General features: G+C 69.6%; 14 protein-coding genes and 1 pseudogene. 5 read left to right on the top strand and 10 right to left on the bottom strand.

All coding sequences use genetic code 11. The features are described from left to right. Positions 1 to 6: 6 nt before the first annotated feature. The 10 genes and pseudogenes from epsV to OZ403_RS38915 all read right to left on the bottom strand — a co-directional run bounded on the left by epsV (position 7) and on the right by OZ403_RS38915 (position 10,152). The gene (gene epsV / locus OZ403_RS38955; protein ID WP_140796211.1) at positions 7 to 1,530 is read right to left on the bottom strand and encodes a PCP family exopolysaccharide biosynthesis protein EpsV; all 1,524 of its coding nucleotides are present in this window, start codon (positions 1,528 to 1,530) and stop codon (positions 7 to 9) included. After that, entirely contained in the window at positions 1,527 to 1,931 is a 405-nt protein-coding gene (gene epsW, locus OZ403_RS38950) for an exopolysaccharide biosynthesis response regulator EpsW (RefSeq protein WP_140796210.1), read from the bottom strand. The genes epsV and epsW overlap by 4 nt, the downstream gene beginning before the upstream one ends. Positions 1,932 to 1,957: 26 nt before the next feature. Then, positions 1,958 to 2,134: a hypothetical protein gene (locus OZ403_RS38945; protein ID WP_011557330.1), complete on the bottom strand. Its 177-nt coding sequence runs from the start codon at positions 2,132 to 2,134 to the stop codon at positions 1,958 to 1,960. A gap of 11 nt (positions 2,135 to 2,145) precedes the next feature. Next, positions 2,146 to 3,396 carry an exopolysaccharide export protein EpsX gene (gene epsX, locus OZ403_RS38940; RefSeq protein ID WP_140796209.1) on the bottom strand — a complete coding sequence of 417 codons (1,251 nt, stop codon included), beginning with the start codon at positions 3,394 to 3,396 and terminating at the stop codon, positions 2,146 to 2,148. Between the two features lie 3 nt (positions 3,397 to 3,399). After that, the gene (epsY, locus tag OZ403_RS38935) at positions 3,400 to 4,038 is read right to left on the bottom strand and encodes an exopolysaccharide export protein EpsY (protein WP_174259022.1); all 639 of its coding nucleotides are present in this window, start codon (positions 4,036 to 4,038) and stop codon (positions 3,400 to 3,402) included. Between the two features lie 17 nt (positions 4,039 to 4,055). Then, the gene (wzx, locus tag OZ403_RS38930) at positions 4,056 to 5,591 is read right to left on the bottom strand and encodes an exopolysaccharide biosynthesis flippase (RefSeq protein WP_140858048.1); all 1,536 of its coding nucleotides are present in this window, start codon (positions 5,589 to 5,591) and stop codon (positions 4,056 to 4,058) included. A gap of 111 nt (positions 5,592 to 5,702) precedes the next feature. Next, positions 5,703 to 7,187 carry an exopolysaccharide biosynthesis polyisoprenyl-phosphate hexose-1-phosphate transferase EpsZ gene (gene epsZ, locus OZ403_RS38925; protein ID WP_140796207.1) on the bottom strand — a complete coding sequence of 495 codons (1,485 nt, stop codon included), beginning with the start codon at positions 7,185 to 7,187 and terminating at the stop codon, positions 5,703 to 5,705. Positions 7,188 to 7,513: 326 nt separating this feature from the next. Continuing rightward, positions 7,514 to 8,383 carry a formate dehydrogenase accessory sulfurtransferase FdhD gene (gene fdhD / locus OZ403_RS39880; RefSeq protein ID WP_418766715.1) on the bottom strand — a complete coding sequence of 290 codons (870 nt, stop codon included), beginning with the start codon at positions 8,381 to 8,383 and terminating at the stop codon, positions 7,514 to 7,516. Between the two features lie 153 nt (positions 8,384 to 8,536). Further along, positions 8,537 to 8,905: pseudogene (gene mobB, locus OZ403_RS39875) on the bottom strand (molybdopterin-guanine dinucleotide biosynthesis protein B); the annotation flags it as partial. Continuing rightward, positions 8,902 to 10,152 carry a molybdopterin molybdotransferase MoeA gene (locus OZ403_RS38915; RefSeq protein WP_268783138.1) on the bottom strand — a complete coding sequence of 417 codons (1,251 nt, stop codon included), beginning with the start codon at positions 10,150 to 10,152 and terminating at the stop codon, positions 8,902 to 8,904. The pseudogene mobB and the gene OZ403_RS38915, both read right to left, overlap by 4 nt. Before the next feature lie 139 nt (positions 10,153 to 10,291). On the opposite strand from OZ403_RS38915, the gene mobA reads away from it, so the two are divergent. From mobA to OZ403_RS38890, 5 genes are all read left to right on the top strand, one after another. Beyond that, positions 10,292 to 10,912, top strand: a complete 621-nt coding sequence (mobA, locus tag OZ403_RS38910; RefSeq protein WP_140796204.1) for a molybdenum cofactor guanylyltransferase — start codon at positions 10,292 to 10,294, stop codon at positions 10,910 to 10,912. A 106-nt stretch (positions 10,913 to 11,018) separates the two neighbouring features. Beyond that, a complete protein-coding gene (sitA6, locus tag OZ403_RS38905) occupies positions 11,019 to 11,651 on the top strand; it encodes a SitA6 family polymorphic toxin lipoprotein (protein ID WP_268783137.1) in 633 nt (210 codons plus the stop codon). A 6-nt stretch (positions 11,652 to 11,657) separates the two neighbouring features. Continuing rightward, the gene (sitI6, locus tag OZ403_RS38900; RefSeq protein WP_268783136.1) at positions 11,658 to 12,380 is read left to right on the top strand and encodes a SitI6 family double-CXXCG motif immunity protein; all 723 of its coding nucleotides are present in this window, start codon (positions 11,658 to 11,660) and stop codon (positions 12,378 to 12,380) included. Positions 12,381 to 12,493: 113 nt separating this feature from the next. Further along, complete coding sequence (locus OZ403_RS38895) at positions 12,494 to 12,811, top strand: DUF3817 domain-containing protein (protein WP_140796201.1); 318 nt, start codon at positions 12,494 to 12,496, stop codon at positions 12,809 to 12,811. A 115-nt stretch (positions 12,812 to 12,926) separates the two neighbouring features. Then, positions 12,927 to 13,541 (top strand): DUF2378 family protein, encoded by a 615-nt coding sequence (locus OZ403_RS38890; RefSeq protein ID WP_268783135.1) that lies wholly within the window; start codon positions 12,927 to 12,929, stop codon positions 13,539 to 13,541. The last annotated feature ends 198 nt before the right edge of the window (positions 13,542 to 13,739 follow it).

Raw genomic sequence — 13,739 nt, 5'->3', positions numbered from 1 at the left:
CGCTGTTCAGCGCCGCTCCAGCTCCGCCAGCACGGGTAGCTTCAGAATCCGCTCGACCTGCCACTTCTCCAGAATGCGCCGGCGGATGATGTCCAGCGCCAGCGCCGCGAAGATGCCCATGCCGATTCCGCCCACCACGCCCGCGGCGACGATGAGCTGCACCTTCGGCTTGGACGGCCGCTCCGGGAAGGTGGGCGGCGACAGCACGCTGAAGCGGTGCTTCATGGACGCGCGGGAAATCTCCAGCTCCGTGCGCGCCTGGTCCAACCGTCGCATCTTCTCCTGGTGCCGCATCACCAGCATGCGCACCCGGTCCGCCGCCACCGATACCTCCGGGTCATCCGACGTGGCCGTCCCTCCGAATGTCGCGCCGCCCAGGGCCGCCGTCGCCAGCCCGGACTCCAGCTCACCCGGGTCACCGCCGTTGCGCACGTACTCGTTGATGAGCTCCGTCATCTCCGAGCGCAGCGCAATCAACTGCGGCGAGTCCTCCTGGAGCGAGGAGATGCGCTGCTCCAGGTCGGTGATGATGGGGTGCTGCGGCGAATAGATGACGCGCTGCTCGGACAGCTGGTTGCGCAGCTCCGTCAGCCGCCGCGAGCGGAAGTCCTCCACGTCCCCAATGGCCCGGCGCTTCGTTTGAATCATGAAGCGCATTTGCGCCAGTAGGTGGTCGGTGTTGATGCCCAGCGCGGCGTTGGCCGCGGCCGTGGGGCCTCCCCGGCGGCCCTTCTTCTCCTCTTCCTTCTTCCGCCGCGCCTCCACGCGCTTCACCGCCGCGTTGAGCTGGCCAATGGCCTGCTGGATGCCCTCGGCCTCGTCCACCACCTGCTTCTCCAGGATGGTGATGGCCTCCTGCACCGCGCCCATCTCCGCTGCCTGGCGCATGTCGAGGAAGTTCTGCTGCGCCTCCTGCACGATGTTGAGCGCCAGCTGCGGGTCGCTCCACTCCACGCCGATGGAGACGGTGCCCGTGCCGCCCTCCACGCCGACAATCATCGCCTGCTCGAGCATGGCGGTGAGCGCGTCGCGCTTGTCCTCGTCCGACATGGGCTTGGGCGGCTTGCGCAGCACCTTCTCCTTCAGCCGGCTCAAGGGCGAGCGCTGCAGCTCCCAGTACTCCACCAGCTTCGCCTGCGCGACGATGGACCGGAGGTTGTCGTGCTTCATCACCATCTCCCACGCGGCGCGCGTGGGCTGGTCCGCGTCCACGGGGATGGAGCGCCCGGGGTTGGCCAGCGAGGAGATGATGAAGTTGCGCTGCGTCAGCATCCGCGTCTCCACGCGGTACTTGCGTGGCATGATTTTGCTGACGCCCATCGCCAGGGCGGACACCGTGCCCATCACCACCAGGGCGAGGAACCAGTGCCGCAACACCGCGTTCTTCAAATAGAAGACCGCGTCGATGACGAAGCCCCAGTCGATGAGGTCCGCGGGCGCGTTCGTCTCCGGGCGCTCCGGAGTGAACGCGGGCCGCGGCGGCACCACCTGGGGGCGCGGCCCGGGAGACCCGGGCGCGGGGACCGTCACGGCGTCCTCCTGGCCCCAGTGCTCTTGAGGAGCGACTGCACCCGCCGGGTGAACTCCTCCTGGGTGAAGGGCTTGCCCAGGTAGCCGTTGGCGCCGGCCTCCTCGGCGTGCGCCTTGTCCTCCGGCAAGTCCCGGGCGCTCACCACCAGCACCGGCACGTCCGCCATCGTCGCCGAGCGGCGGATGTGCTCGCAGAGGTCATAGCCGGAGATGTCCGGCAGCGTCAGGTCCAGACACACGAGGTCGGGACGCGCGGCCGTCTCCAGGTGCTTGAGCGCGGCGCGGCCACTGGGCAGCTCCACGACCTCCTTGAACCCCATGTCCCGCAGGTAGTCGCCCAGCATCTTGCGGAAGAAGGGGGCGTCCTCCACCAAGAGGACCGTGTGCAGGTCGGACTCCATCCGTCATCAACCTTTCTGAAACTCGCTCAGCCGAACCCGAGCCGTGGCACCCAGACGAGGACGCCATACGTGTATGCCGCGTTGAAGAGGACGAACCAGAGGATGGCCTTCTTCAGCCCCCGCATCGGATGCGGATCCCTCGCCGCCTTGGCTGGCAGGGCGATGGTGAGGATGAGGACGGACATCAAGATGAGCTTCGCCATGGCGCCAGCCCTCAGAGAATACCAGTTTGTCGCACGGACAGGCCCAGCGTTGCCGCCCACGTCAACCGGGCCGCCGGCAGTTCGGGCGAGCGGCTCCACGTCCCGCGAAGGTCGGTATCCACGGACACCCACCGTGTGAGAATCCAGGAACCAGTGAAGCCTCCGGAAAGGATGCTGTCCCCACTACTTCCGCCCACGGCCGCGGCGCCGCCGCCAATGGCGGACACCCGCACGCGGGGCCCCAGGGCCCAGGTCCCCGTCAGCGTCAGGTCCGCTCGGGGGTAGACGCGCGCCGTGAGCCGGTCCGTGAAGGGGACGATTCGCAGGTCCGCCCGGCCGTTGAAGTCCGCCGTGCGCGAGGGAACCCGGTGACTCACCCCGACATTCAGGTTGGGGAGCAGCTCCGTCCGGGGCGCGTCCAGCGGGCCGGGCTCGGGCTCGCCTTCGCCGGGGGGCACGGGGATGGAGTGCACCACGCTCACGCCCGCTCCGGCCTCCAGGGAGGTGCGCCTGTCCACCCGGTGACCCCAGGCCTCCCGCAGCGTGACGATGGTGTTGTTCGCCCCGGTGGAGAAGCGCGCGGAGTTGAACGCCACGGAGGTGGTGATGGCGCTCAGGGGTGACAGCGCATGGCTGAGGGACACGTCCGCGCGCGGGCCATACTGCATGGGCACCGCTTCGCGGGCGGGCCCGTCCAGGCCGCCGCTGATGGAGAAGCCGCCGGAGCCGGTGAGGTTCCACCGCCGCCCCAGCCAGCCGGTGTCCGCCGTCAGCGTCGTCGCGGAGGAGAGGAAGTAGACGGTGTCCGCCTGGGGCAGGGGCTGCAGGGGCCCGCCGCCTCCAGGAGGCCGCAGCGGCCCGTCCGGGTCCGTGCCCGGTGTGCCGCCGGGCAGGGAGCCCAGGTCCGTGGTGAGGAGGTTGACGCTGCCCAGCACCAGCTCCTCCGACAGGCGCAGGGACAGGCCGCGCTCGGGGCGCCACAGGCCGGCCAGGCGGCCCATGTGCTGGATTTCAGTGCGCGCGCGGGCGGTGACTTCGCGCAGGCTGATGCGCGGGGCGTACTCCACCTGGAGCGCGGTGTTGCCGTCGCGAATCTCCAGGCCCAGCAGCGGGGTGACGTCGGTGTCGCCCGCGACGCTGGGGGCCTCGGGGGCGGGGTCCTCGTTGGAGCGCAGGCGCGAGTCGACGCGCGCGGCCGTGGCGTAGCTGACGGAGGCGGAGGACACCTCCAGCATCGCGACGGTGAGGACCGTCCCCAGCACGGGTTATTCCACCACCACCACGTCACCGGGGCGCAGGCGGAAGGTGGGCGCGCGTCCCTCGGCGTGGATGAGGTCGTCGTAGCGGAAGCGGATGCGCTCGGGCGCGGCGCCCTCTTCCTGGCGCATGACGAAGATGCGGTCCTTGTGGGCGTACTCGGTGAAGCCGCCCGCGCCGGCCAGGGCCTGAAGCAGGCTGGCGCCCGGGTCGATTTCCAGCGGACCGATGCGGTTGACCTCGCCCACCATGGTCACCTTGATGGGGCGCGCCATCTCCAGCGCGACGGTGACGACGGGGTGGTTGATGTAGTCCTTCAGCCGCGTCTGGATTTGCTGCGACAGCAAGGCCGGGGTGTGGCCCGCGGCCTCCACGTCGTCCAGGAAGAGCAGGCTGATGCGGCCGTCCTCGCGCACGCGGGCCTGCGTGGTGAGCGACTCCTGGTTCCACACGCGGATGTTGAGCAAGTCGCCCGCGGCGATACGATACGCCGAGTCCACCGGGGGCGGCTTCTCCTGGTAGTCATCCACCCAGGTGTACTTGCCCAGGCCCCGGCAGGCGGGCGCCAGCAGCAGCAGCGCGGCGCAGGCGAACGAGCGCCAGGGACGGCGCGGGGCGAAAGGCAGCTGGCGGTGCGTGGACGGCATGAGCGGCGGAACTCTCCTCAGGGGGTGGGCGCGGCTTCGGGCGCGGGGTTTCCACGGCGGCGGGCGATGCGCACCACCTGGAGCACCTCGCCGGGGCGCACCGCGCCGGTGGCCAGCACCGCGACGATGTACAGCACGGCTTCCACGGTGATGCGCACCCACGGGTTCAGGAAGGCCAGCAGCGTCTGGTCCAGCGCGACGATGACCGCGCAGATGACGGCCGTTTTGGCCATCATGGACACCAGGCGCGCGTCGAAGGCCGCCTTGCCCATGCGCCCCAGCAGGCTGATGGTGACGCAGATTTCCATGAGCAGCATGGACAGCGCCGTGCCCGCCGCGCCGCCGCCGTTGCCCAGCGCCGAAAGCATCAGCGGAATCAGCAGCAGGTTGAGGATGGGAATCAGCACCACGCTGCCAATGACGCTGGTGATGGTCACCCACCACTCGCGGTTCGTCATGGTCAGCCACAGGCCCGCGTTCATCGTCACGAAGGCCAGCACGAACAGCGGCGACATCAGCCGCAGCGGCATGGCGGATTCGGAGAACGCGCCGCCCATCAGCCCCACCCACAGCGGGGCGCCCAGGACGATGAGCATCATCATGGGCACGGTGACGGCCAGCGTGCCCTCCAGCGAGCGGCGCGTCAGGTTCGTCAGCTCCGCCTCGGAGCGCTCGGCCGCGCGGGACGCCAGCGGCATCAGCACCCAGCCGAACACCGGGTTGAGGAAGAAGGTGAGGCCCGCGATGTTCCACGCCGCGCCGTACCAGCCCACCTCTTCGTGGCTGGAGACCATGCCCAGAATCATCACGTCCAGGCGCCCGTTGGCCGCCAGCGCCGCGCCGGTGATGAAGAAGGGCAGGCTGGCCTTGAGCACCTTCAGCGTGGCGGGCACGTCCACCTTGAAGGTGAGGCCCATGTGCTCGCGGGCCAGGTACCAGCCCACGCCCAGCTTCACCGCTTCGGACGCCACCAGCGGCACCGCCAGCCACGGCAGCGGCAGGCCCGCCACGGCGACGGCCAGCAGGCCTCCGCCCCACACCAGCTTGGTGACGATGTTGGAGACGGACAGCCCCGCCACCTTGCCCTTGGCGTGCAGCAGCGCGGCCACGGAGGCGTTGATGATGATGAGCGACTGGGCCAGCGCGAAGACGTAGACGAGCTGGCGCACCTCGGGCGGCTCATCGAAGTGGGCCATCACCAGCGCCATGGCGCCCATCAGCACCGCGGTGAGGCCCAGCCGCAGCAGCAGCGTGCTGCCGAAGAAGTCGCTGGCGTGCTCGGGCCGGCGCGACACCTCCTTGCGGATGTACATCTCCAGGCCCAGGTGGGTGGCGATGAAGAAGACGGCGGAGAAGCTGTCGGCGTAGTTGAAGCGCCCGAAGCTCTCCGGTCCCAGGTGGGCTGGCAGCAGGAAGCGCACGCCCATGGCGATGGCATACGTGGCCAGCAGCGAGCCACCGAGTTGGAGCCCGTTGCGAACCGCGCCCATCGCCTCATGCGAGCGCTCGCGCTCGCCCGCGTCCTGCGAAATGGAATGGCTGGGACTGTTCACGGTGGGAGCGTGCGGACCCGGCGCCGGCCAGGACTGCCCGGGTGCATAGAAAACGAGCGGGGGCGGCACGTCAATGCCGCCCCCGCAAAGGTTGGGTTGCCTGAAGGCTTGCTAGCTGGCGCCGCGGCCCGTGAGCACCACCGGCACCGTCTGGAGCAGCAGGCGCAGGTCGCTCGTCAGGCTCCAGTGGTCGATGTACTGCATGTCCAGGTACATCCACTCCTCGAAGGAGATCTGGTTCCGTCCTGACACCTGCCAGATGCAGGTGAGTCCTGGACGCACCGACAGGCGGCGGCGCTGCCACGTCTCGTACTTGGCCACCTCGCTGGGCACCGGCGGGCGCGGCCCGACGATGCTCATCTCCCCGCGCAGCACATTGATGAACTGGGGCAGCTCATCGATGGAGAACTTGCGGATGAAGCGGCCGATGCCGGTGATGCGCGGGTCGTGCTTCATCTTGAAGACGGGGCCCGTCTGCTCGTTGTGCGCGGCCAGCTTCTCCTTCAGCTCCTCGGCGTTCACCACCATGGAGCGGAACTTCAGCATGTAGAAGGGCTTGCCGTTCTGCCCCACGCGCAGCTGCTTGAAGAAGATGGGGCCCTTGGAGGTGAACTTCACCGCCAGCGCCACCATGCCCAGGAGCGGCAGGAGCGCCCACAGCGCCGCCGCGGACACGCAGATGTCGAACAGGCGCTTCATCGCCATCTGGTGCGGCTTGGGGCTCACCGCCGCGAAGTGCAGGAAGCCGTCCGCCACCGCGCGGCGCTCCACCGGGCGGGCGCGGTCCAGGCGGAAGCTGTGCGCGGGCAGCGCGAAGGGCACGCCGAAGCGCTCGGCCAGCTTGATGGCCGCCTGCATGGACTCGCCCTGCTTCAGCGTGTTGCCGGCGATGTACACCTCATCCACCGCGGTGTTGCGGAGGATGCGCTCCAGGTCGTCCACCGAACCCATGACCGGGCCGGGCAGCTCTCCCATCGAGCCGTTGTCGTCGTGGAAGCGCACGTAGCCCAGAATCTGCCGGCGGCCACGGTTGGCCAGGTCCTCACCGGTGTAGCGGCCCATGGCGCCCGTGCCCACGATGAGCACCGCGTCCATGGGGCGCTCCTGCGAGGCCACCGGACGGAAGACGAACAGGCGCAGGAGCAGCGTCACCGGCCAGAAGATGAACAGCAGCGGGCCCACCACCGGCGACGTCACCACCGTGGGCAACGCCACGCTGCCCAGCGTCAGCACCGTCACCACCGCCAGCGTCGTCACCGACACCAGCGCCACGTGGTCCAACTTGCTGCGCTCGGCGAAGCGCGAGTCGTACAGGCACAGCGCGGTGCCCGTCACAATCCACACCACCCACGCCGCGAGCACCAGCCCCGACACCTTCCAACCGGACTCCGCCGACAGCTGTCCGCTCAGCCACGCCGAGCCCACCAGCACCGACGACAGCAGCACGAGGTCCACCGTGAGGTTCAGCTTCGCCGCGAACCCCGGGGCCAGCTTGGGCGGCCCCTGCACCTCTTCAACTGCTTGTCCCTGAGCGTTGGCCGACCCAGGAGCACCGACCACCGCCGCACTTGCCGTTGCGCCGCTCATCGTGTCCACCCCCCTCTGCTCACTTTCGTGCAGTTGAAGCAGAGGTCGCCGTTGAGGCTAGAAAAGTTTAAGTCGGAAGGAAACCAGTTTTGCCCGATATCGCGGCGCGTTGCAACCCCTGCCGCGTCAGTAAGACGTGACAGCGTGTGAAATCTTGCGACCGCCCTACCCAGGTTCGAGCTCACCGAGCATCACCAACACATTGTGGGTCACCGCGGTTGGCCGCGTTTCCTTCGTCACGGTTTCTTTGCATTTACGATGCCGCTCTGACGCGAAGGCACGGATGATGCCAGTCGCCGGGTGGTCCCTGGAAGGGCGTCAGGAGTTTCAAGAGGTTACACCTGCAACAGGCGTTCGGGCCCGGTGTAGACGTTGAAGCGCCCGTTCCGGACGAACGTCGCCAGCGTCATGCCAGAACGCAGGGCCAGGTCCACTGCGAGGGAGCTGGCGGCGGAGACGCCCGCGACGATGGGGATCCGGGCCATGGCGGCCTTCTGGATGATCTCAAAGCTGACGCGTCCACTGACGGCGAGCACCGCGGGCTGACGCGTCAGCGGGAGGCGGGAGGCCCCTGTTCCCCGCACGAGGCCGGCCAGCACCAGGGTGCCGACCACCTTGTCCACGGCGTTGTGGCGGCCCACATCCTCATGTGCGGCCATGAGGTGGCCGTCGGCGTCGAGCACGGCGGCGGCGTGGACGCCTCCAGTGCGGGCAAAGTTGCGCTGCACGTCGCGCAGGCGCTCGGTGGCGCGGGCCACGGCGTCGGGGTGGAGCACCGGGCCGGGCGGCAGGGGCGGGCACACGGTGAGCAGGTCATCCACGCTGCGCCGGCCGCACACGCCACAGGCGGAAGTGGTGAGGGTGCCCCGGCGGGCGGTGCTCACGCGCTCCACGTCGAGGAAGGCGCCGGGGGCGGGGGTGACTTCGATGACGTTGCCGAAGCCCTCCTCGCCCGGCCGCCCGCAGTGCGCCAGCCCGCCCAGGTCGTCCACGCTCTGGAGGATGCCCTCGGCGAAGAGGAAGCCGGTGGCCAGCTCGCGGTCATGTCCTGGCGTGCGCATGGTGGTGGCCACCGAGTCTCCGCTGACGCGAATCTCCAGAGGCTCCTCCACCGCGATGTCGTCGTCCTGGGCGGGGAGCAGCGTGGCGCCGTTCCACCGCTGGACGGAGCGGCGCGTGACGCCACGGGCATCCACGGGGGGCAGGGGCGCGGGGCGGCTCGGGCGCAGGTGTGCCTGGAGGAGGTCCGCCACGGCGCGCACGTCGTCGGGGGGCAGCACGCGCAGGCCGGGTGGGAAGTCCGAGGGGACTGCGGGCTCGGAGGTGAGCACCGCGAGGACTTCCGGGCGCGAGGGCGCCAGCGGTGGGCCCAGGCCCTCCCGCCACACCTCCAGCTTGGGGAGGGGGCCGTCCTTCCAGCCTTCGACGAGCACCAGGTCGACGGCGCCCGCGTAGCGCTCGAGCAGCGCTGGCAGTGCGTCCGAGGGGGCGGCGGCCGTCGTGAGCTGGACGCCCGCGGGCGTGGCGAAGCCAGTGAGCACGGCGCCTGCATCCTGGTAGCGGGCGGTGTCGCTGCCGGGCCGGTGCAGTGGATGGGCGTCGGAGGAGTGCTTCACCACGGCCACGCGCAGGCCTCGCGTGGCGAGCTCGGGGACGAGCCGGGTGATGAGCGTCGTCTTGCCGGCGCCGGACCAGCCCACCACGCTGAGCGCGGGAACGCGGTTCATGCCAGTGTCCCCAAGGGTGTGAAGGTGGGCCGGTCGAAGAGCTCGACGTCGACGGGGTCGTCTTCTGCGAAGTCCGCGCGGCCGGGTGGGAGGAGGGCCCAGCCTTCACCGTGGACGTTCTGCAGGATCTGCCCGGCGCCCTGCGGGCGGAGCACGGCGCGCGGCGCGAGGCCGTCCCGGGCTTCCAGGGTGGTGGTGATGAGGTAGGTGAGGCCCGCTTGCTTGTGGCGTGCTTCGGAGAGGTGGGCACGGACGCGGCGGCGCGTCTCCAGCACGCCCTGGTGCTTGAGGAGGAGCGGGCGGGCGAACTGGTCGAACGCCACGGTGGCCGCGCCGGGATTGCCGGGCAGCACGACGACGGAGGTGTCACCCAGCCGGGCCACGGCCACGGGCTTGCCGGGCTTGAGCGCGACGCCGTCCACGAAGAAGCGGGCGCCGAGCGCGGCGAGCACGCGTTTCACCAGGTCCTTGTCACCCACGGAGGCGCCTCCGGTGGTGATGAGGACATCCACCTGCGGGGCCAGGCGGGTGAGCGCATCGCGCAGGGCGCGCTCGTCATCGCGGGCGCGGGCGAGCTGGCGGACATCCGCGCCGGCCTCGCGGGCGAGCGCGGCCACGAGGACGAGGTTGCTCTCGTACACCTGGTGGGGCAGGGCCGGAGTGCCAGGAGGGACGAGCTCATCGCCGGTGGCGAGCACGGCGACGCGCGGCATGGGGCGCACCCAGACGTCCGTGGCACCCATGGACGCGAGCACGCCGAGCACGGCGGCGCCCACGCGCTGGCCCGCGTCGAAGAGGGGTGTGCCGGTGAGGACTTCCTCTCCGGTGCGGCGGATGTCGTTGCCGGGCGGCACGGTGATGAAGACGTCCACGCAGGCGCCATCCTCGGCGGCGCGAGCGGCCTCCTGTCGGACGACGGCGTCGGCGCCGGGGGGCAGGGGCGCGCCGGTGAAGACGCGCGCGGCCTCTCCGGGCCGGAGGGGCGTGGAGGGGAGGGCGCCGGCGAAGAGCGTGCTGGTGACGCGCAGGCGCGCGGGCCGGTCGCGGGATGCGCCCTGGGTCTCCTCGGCGCGCACGGCCCAGCCGTCCATGGCGGAGTTGTCACAGCCAGGCAGCGAGCGGGAAGCCGTGACAGGGGCGGCGAGGAACCGGCCCTGGGCATCGAGGAGAGGCACGCGCTCAGGCGCCGCCGGGGCGATGGCGTCGAGCGCGGCCTGCCGGGCGGAGTCGAGGGGCGTGAGGGGCATGGAAGCGCCGCAGCCTATGACGTGGAGCGCGCGCTGTGTCCACGGGGGCAAGGGACACTTCGTCTGCTTTCTTCCTCTGGGGGCGTGCGTGGGCGGACAGATAAGGTGGCCGCGGCTGGCGCGCGAACGGGGCACGAGCATGGAGCGAAGCCACACGGAGTTTCCGGAGGTGACGCTGGCCATCCTCGCGGGAGGGCAGGGCCGGCGCCTGTCTGGCGTGCCCAAGGGGCTGTTGGAAGTGGAGGGGCGCGCGGTGCTGGAGCGGCTCCTGGCGCTGGCCCCGTGCTTCGAGGACGTCTTGTTGGTGGCGAACGTGCCCGGGCCCTACGCGCGCTTCGGGCTGCGCACGGTGGCGGACGTGGTGCCAGGCAAGGGAGCGCCCGGCGGTGTCCACGCGGCGCTGGTGTCCGCGCGCACGCCGTGGGTGGTGGCGGTGGCGTGCGACATGCCGTTCATCACGACGGAAGTCCTGCGGGTGTTGCTGGGCGCGCGGGACGACGGCGTGGACGCGGTGTGCTTCGAGGTGGGGGGCAGGCTGGAGCCGTTGCTCGCCGCGTACCGGTCGGAGCTGGCACCGGCATGGGGGACTGCACTGGCTATGGACCCGTCGATGCGGGAGCTGTTGTCCGGCGTGCGCACGCGGCTGTTGTCCGAGGATGTGCTGCGCGCGGTGGAGCCGTCACTCCGGTCCCTGGCGAACGTGAATACACCCGAGGACCTGGCGCGCTACGGCGTGGCGCTGCCGTCGTGGCGGGGGTGAGGGGAGTCTCCCAGAGGAAGGCGCTCAGGAAAGGGGTTGGGAACGCCTAGGGCTATACTGACAGGCTGTGCGACCCTTCCTGTGAGTATGGTTTCTCGCGCTTGCCTTGTTCTGGGGCGGTTGTGCCACCGCCTCGAATGCACCTCTCCAAAGCGGAGGGGCTGATGCGGAAACGGAGTGTCGCTCGCCCGATGAAGACAGGTGCGTCACCCTGCTGTGCCTGGGGGACGCATGTGGCTTCTACCGCTGTGAGGACATGCCCGGTGCGGTGTCGATGGCGCGTTTTCCTCCTGCGCGTCCGCCTGCTGCGGCCGCCGCGCCCGGCAGAGGGCCTCGGAGGCATTGGGGAGGTGGGCGCCACCTTCCTCGGGGGGCCGTCATGGTCTTCCCCAACTGGAATGGCGCACCCAAGCGGCTCATCCCTCCGTCACACCAGCTCACGCCCGGGCGTTGGGAGAAGCATCACATCTTTCCCCAGGCCGAAGACCTCTCGATGTGGTTTGAGATCCGAGGCGTCAAGATCCACGACTTCACCATGCCGATTCCGCGTGACGTCCATCGGCGCATTCACGGTGGAGACGGACGCGGTGGCGCGTGGAACCAGGCTTGGCGCGACTTCAAGGCGGCAAAGCCGCGCGCCAGTCCCACGGACATCTACAAGTTCGCGGGGGAGCTCATACATCGCTTCCAACTCATGGGCGGTCCGATTCAGCCCTACTATTCGCGCCCGGGAGTGTGAGGACGGATGAGCCGTTTCTTCTGGATGCAAGAGGACAAGGCCGCGGCGGCGAAGCACGGAGGAGAGATCAACGCCTGGCACAAGCTGTCGCTCCCCGGCGTGAGCTGCGGCACTTGTGGCGAGACATGGGCCAATACCGGACACGAGTATCCGTGCGTCGACCTGGCTCAACTGCCAGAGCGTAACGCGTTCGCTCGTCCCAGGCCCGAGCCCTTCTCTGAATTCGCGCGTCTCCGTGAGCTGGTCCGGCCGCTGGTTCCTCCAGGTGCCGAACTGCCGCCCGGTACGGGCTTCGGTCCCTTGGTCGGACGTGCCATGGGCGTATTCGGTCCCATTGCCTGGGTATGGGGGCAGAAGTTGCTCGTGCAGCGCGACGCCCTGTCGCGGCTGCATTCCGAGGGCGTACAAGGCCTCCAGGCCTGCCCGACGCAGTTGCGCTTCCGGCAGAAAGACCCGCCAGAACTGCTGGAGCTACAGATTGAGCCCCACGGCAGGCTGCATCCGGACTGCATCCCGCCCGATGAGCCGCCACCGTGCGTGACCTGTGGCCGCTTCGGCCTGACGCGGCCGGATGCGCCCATTCTCGATGCGGTCTCGTTACCCACGGACCTGGACCTGTTCCGGGTCGGAAACTTCTCCACGATGATTATCGGCACGGAGCGCTTCATGGAGGCAGTGCGCCGTCTGGACCTGGATGGCATCACCTTCCAAGCGCTGCCCGCGCGCTGACGGACGACCCGCCAGGCCTCGAGCCCGGGCAAGCAACCAGGCAGCACCCCCTGCGTCACCATGACTCATGGACCGCGGCGGCTGGGAGTGGGAAACAGGTGAGGGAGAATCTCATGCTGAAGACCCCTCTTGGACGTTTCCGTGCCGTGGCCCTCGCGGAGGGCCTGTCCGTCATCGCGCTCTTCTTCATCGCCATGCCCTTGAAGTACGCCATGGGCATGCCGCAGGCGGTGAAGTTCACCGGCTGGGTCCACGGCCTGCTCTTTGTCCTCTACCTCTTCGCGCTCCTGGAGGCGGCCATCACCTACCGCTGGTCCTTCGTGCGCGTGGTGGGCGGCCTCTTCGCGTCGCTGCTCCCCTTCGGCACCTTCGTCTTCGAGGCGCGTCTGCGCCGTGAGGCGGGCGCGCCGGCCGTCGAGCCCGCGCCCTGAGTCACGTCCCGCACCGGACGTGAGAGGTGGGACGCCCCACACCGAGGCCGCCCGGAGTTCGCGCGGGTGGCCAAGCTGTGCCAGCATCCCGCGCGTTTTCCGACGGGAGGCCAGCATGGAGCGCGGCAAGTGGGACACGTCAGAGGATGTGGAGCGCGAGCTGAGCTCGCGGCTCGCGCTCGTGGAAGCGTCCGAGGGAATTCGCGGCATGCACTTCGCCGCCGTCCTCGACACCGTGCGTTTCCTCGGTGGTGAGCAGGCGGTGGCTCGCATCCAGCAAGGCGGTGACTACCCCGCCGAAATGGACACCACCGAGCTCTACCCCGTCCCGCCCTTCATGCGCGTGTTCTTCTCCGCGGCCCGGCTGCTGGCACCGCAGCTCGGCGGCGTCGAGGAGGCCATGCGGCAGCTCGGTGTCCAGGGCACGCTGGCCTTCATCAACTCCATGTTCGGCGCCGAGGTCCGGCAGCAGGTGGGCGGCGAGCCCAAGCGCCTCGTGGAGATGCTCCCCGAGGCCTACCGCATGGCCATCAACTTCGGAGAGCTGCAGGTGGCATGGACGGGCCCGCGCTCGGGCCGCATCCACATGCGCCGCATCTTCACCCCCGTGGCCTACAACGAGGGCATGCTCGAAGGCGCGCTGCTGGCCGTGGGCGCCCAGGACATCCAGGTGCGCGGCGGACAGACGTCCCTGCTGGACAGCGAGTACACGCTGTCCTGGGACTCGTGACGGGCTGCGTGTCGCGGGCGCGGTTTCTCGACTCGCGAGAATGGGCCGCTGCAAGTTCTGGCCCGTACACACCTGCTGGACGAATCGTGGTGGCCCCTCTGTCACGCGGCTGATCCACGCATGACATCGACGCGACTGTTCACAACCATGACGAAATAAATGATGTTCCTCCGCGCCCATTGGCTAGAAGTGGGCGCC

This window comes from Myxococcus sp. NMCA1, assembly GCF_026810205.1.
GTDB lineage: Bacteria > Myxococcota > Myxococcia > Myxococcales > Myxococcaceae > Myxococcus > Myxococcus xanthus_A.
The sequence above is the reverse complement of the archived record's forward strand: the minus strand, read 5'-3'. Positions and strand labels throughout refer to the sequence as shown.

Bases quoted from the DNA above. Each gene is read 5' to 3' on its own strand.
- epsW (WP_140796210.1), bottom strand. From the start codon at position 1,931: ATGGAGTCCGACCTGCACACGGTCCTCTTGGTGGAGGACGCCCCCTTC.
- OZ403_RS38945 (WP_011557330.1), bottom strand. From the start codon at position 2,134: ATGGCGAAGCTCATCTTGATGTCCGTCCTCATCCTCACCATCGCCCTG.
- epsY (WP_174259022.1), bottom strand. From the start codon at position 4,038: ATGCCGTCCACGCACCGCCAGCTGCCTTTCGCCCCGCGCCGTCCCTGG.
- OZ403_RS38915 (WP_268783138.1), bottom strand. From the start codon at position 10,152: ATGCCCCTCACGCCCCTCGACTCCGCCCGGCAGGCCGCGCTCGACGCC.
- mobA (WP_140796204.1), top strand. From the start codon at position 10,292: ATGGAGCGAAGCCACACGGAGTTTCCGGAGGTGACGCTGGCCATCCTC.
- sitI6 (WP_268783136.1), top strand. From the start codon at position 11,658: ATGAGCCGTTTCTTCTGGATGCAAGAGGACAAGGCCGCGGCGGCGAAG.
- OZ403_RS38895 (WP_140796201.1), top strand. From the start codon at position 12,494: ATGCTGAAGACCCCTCTTGGACGTTTCCGTGCCGTGGCCCTCGCGGAG.
- OZ403_RS38890 (WP_268783135.1), top strand. From the start codon at position 12,927: ATGGAGCGCGGCAAGTGGGACACGTCAGAGGATGTGGAGCGCGAGCTG.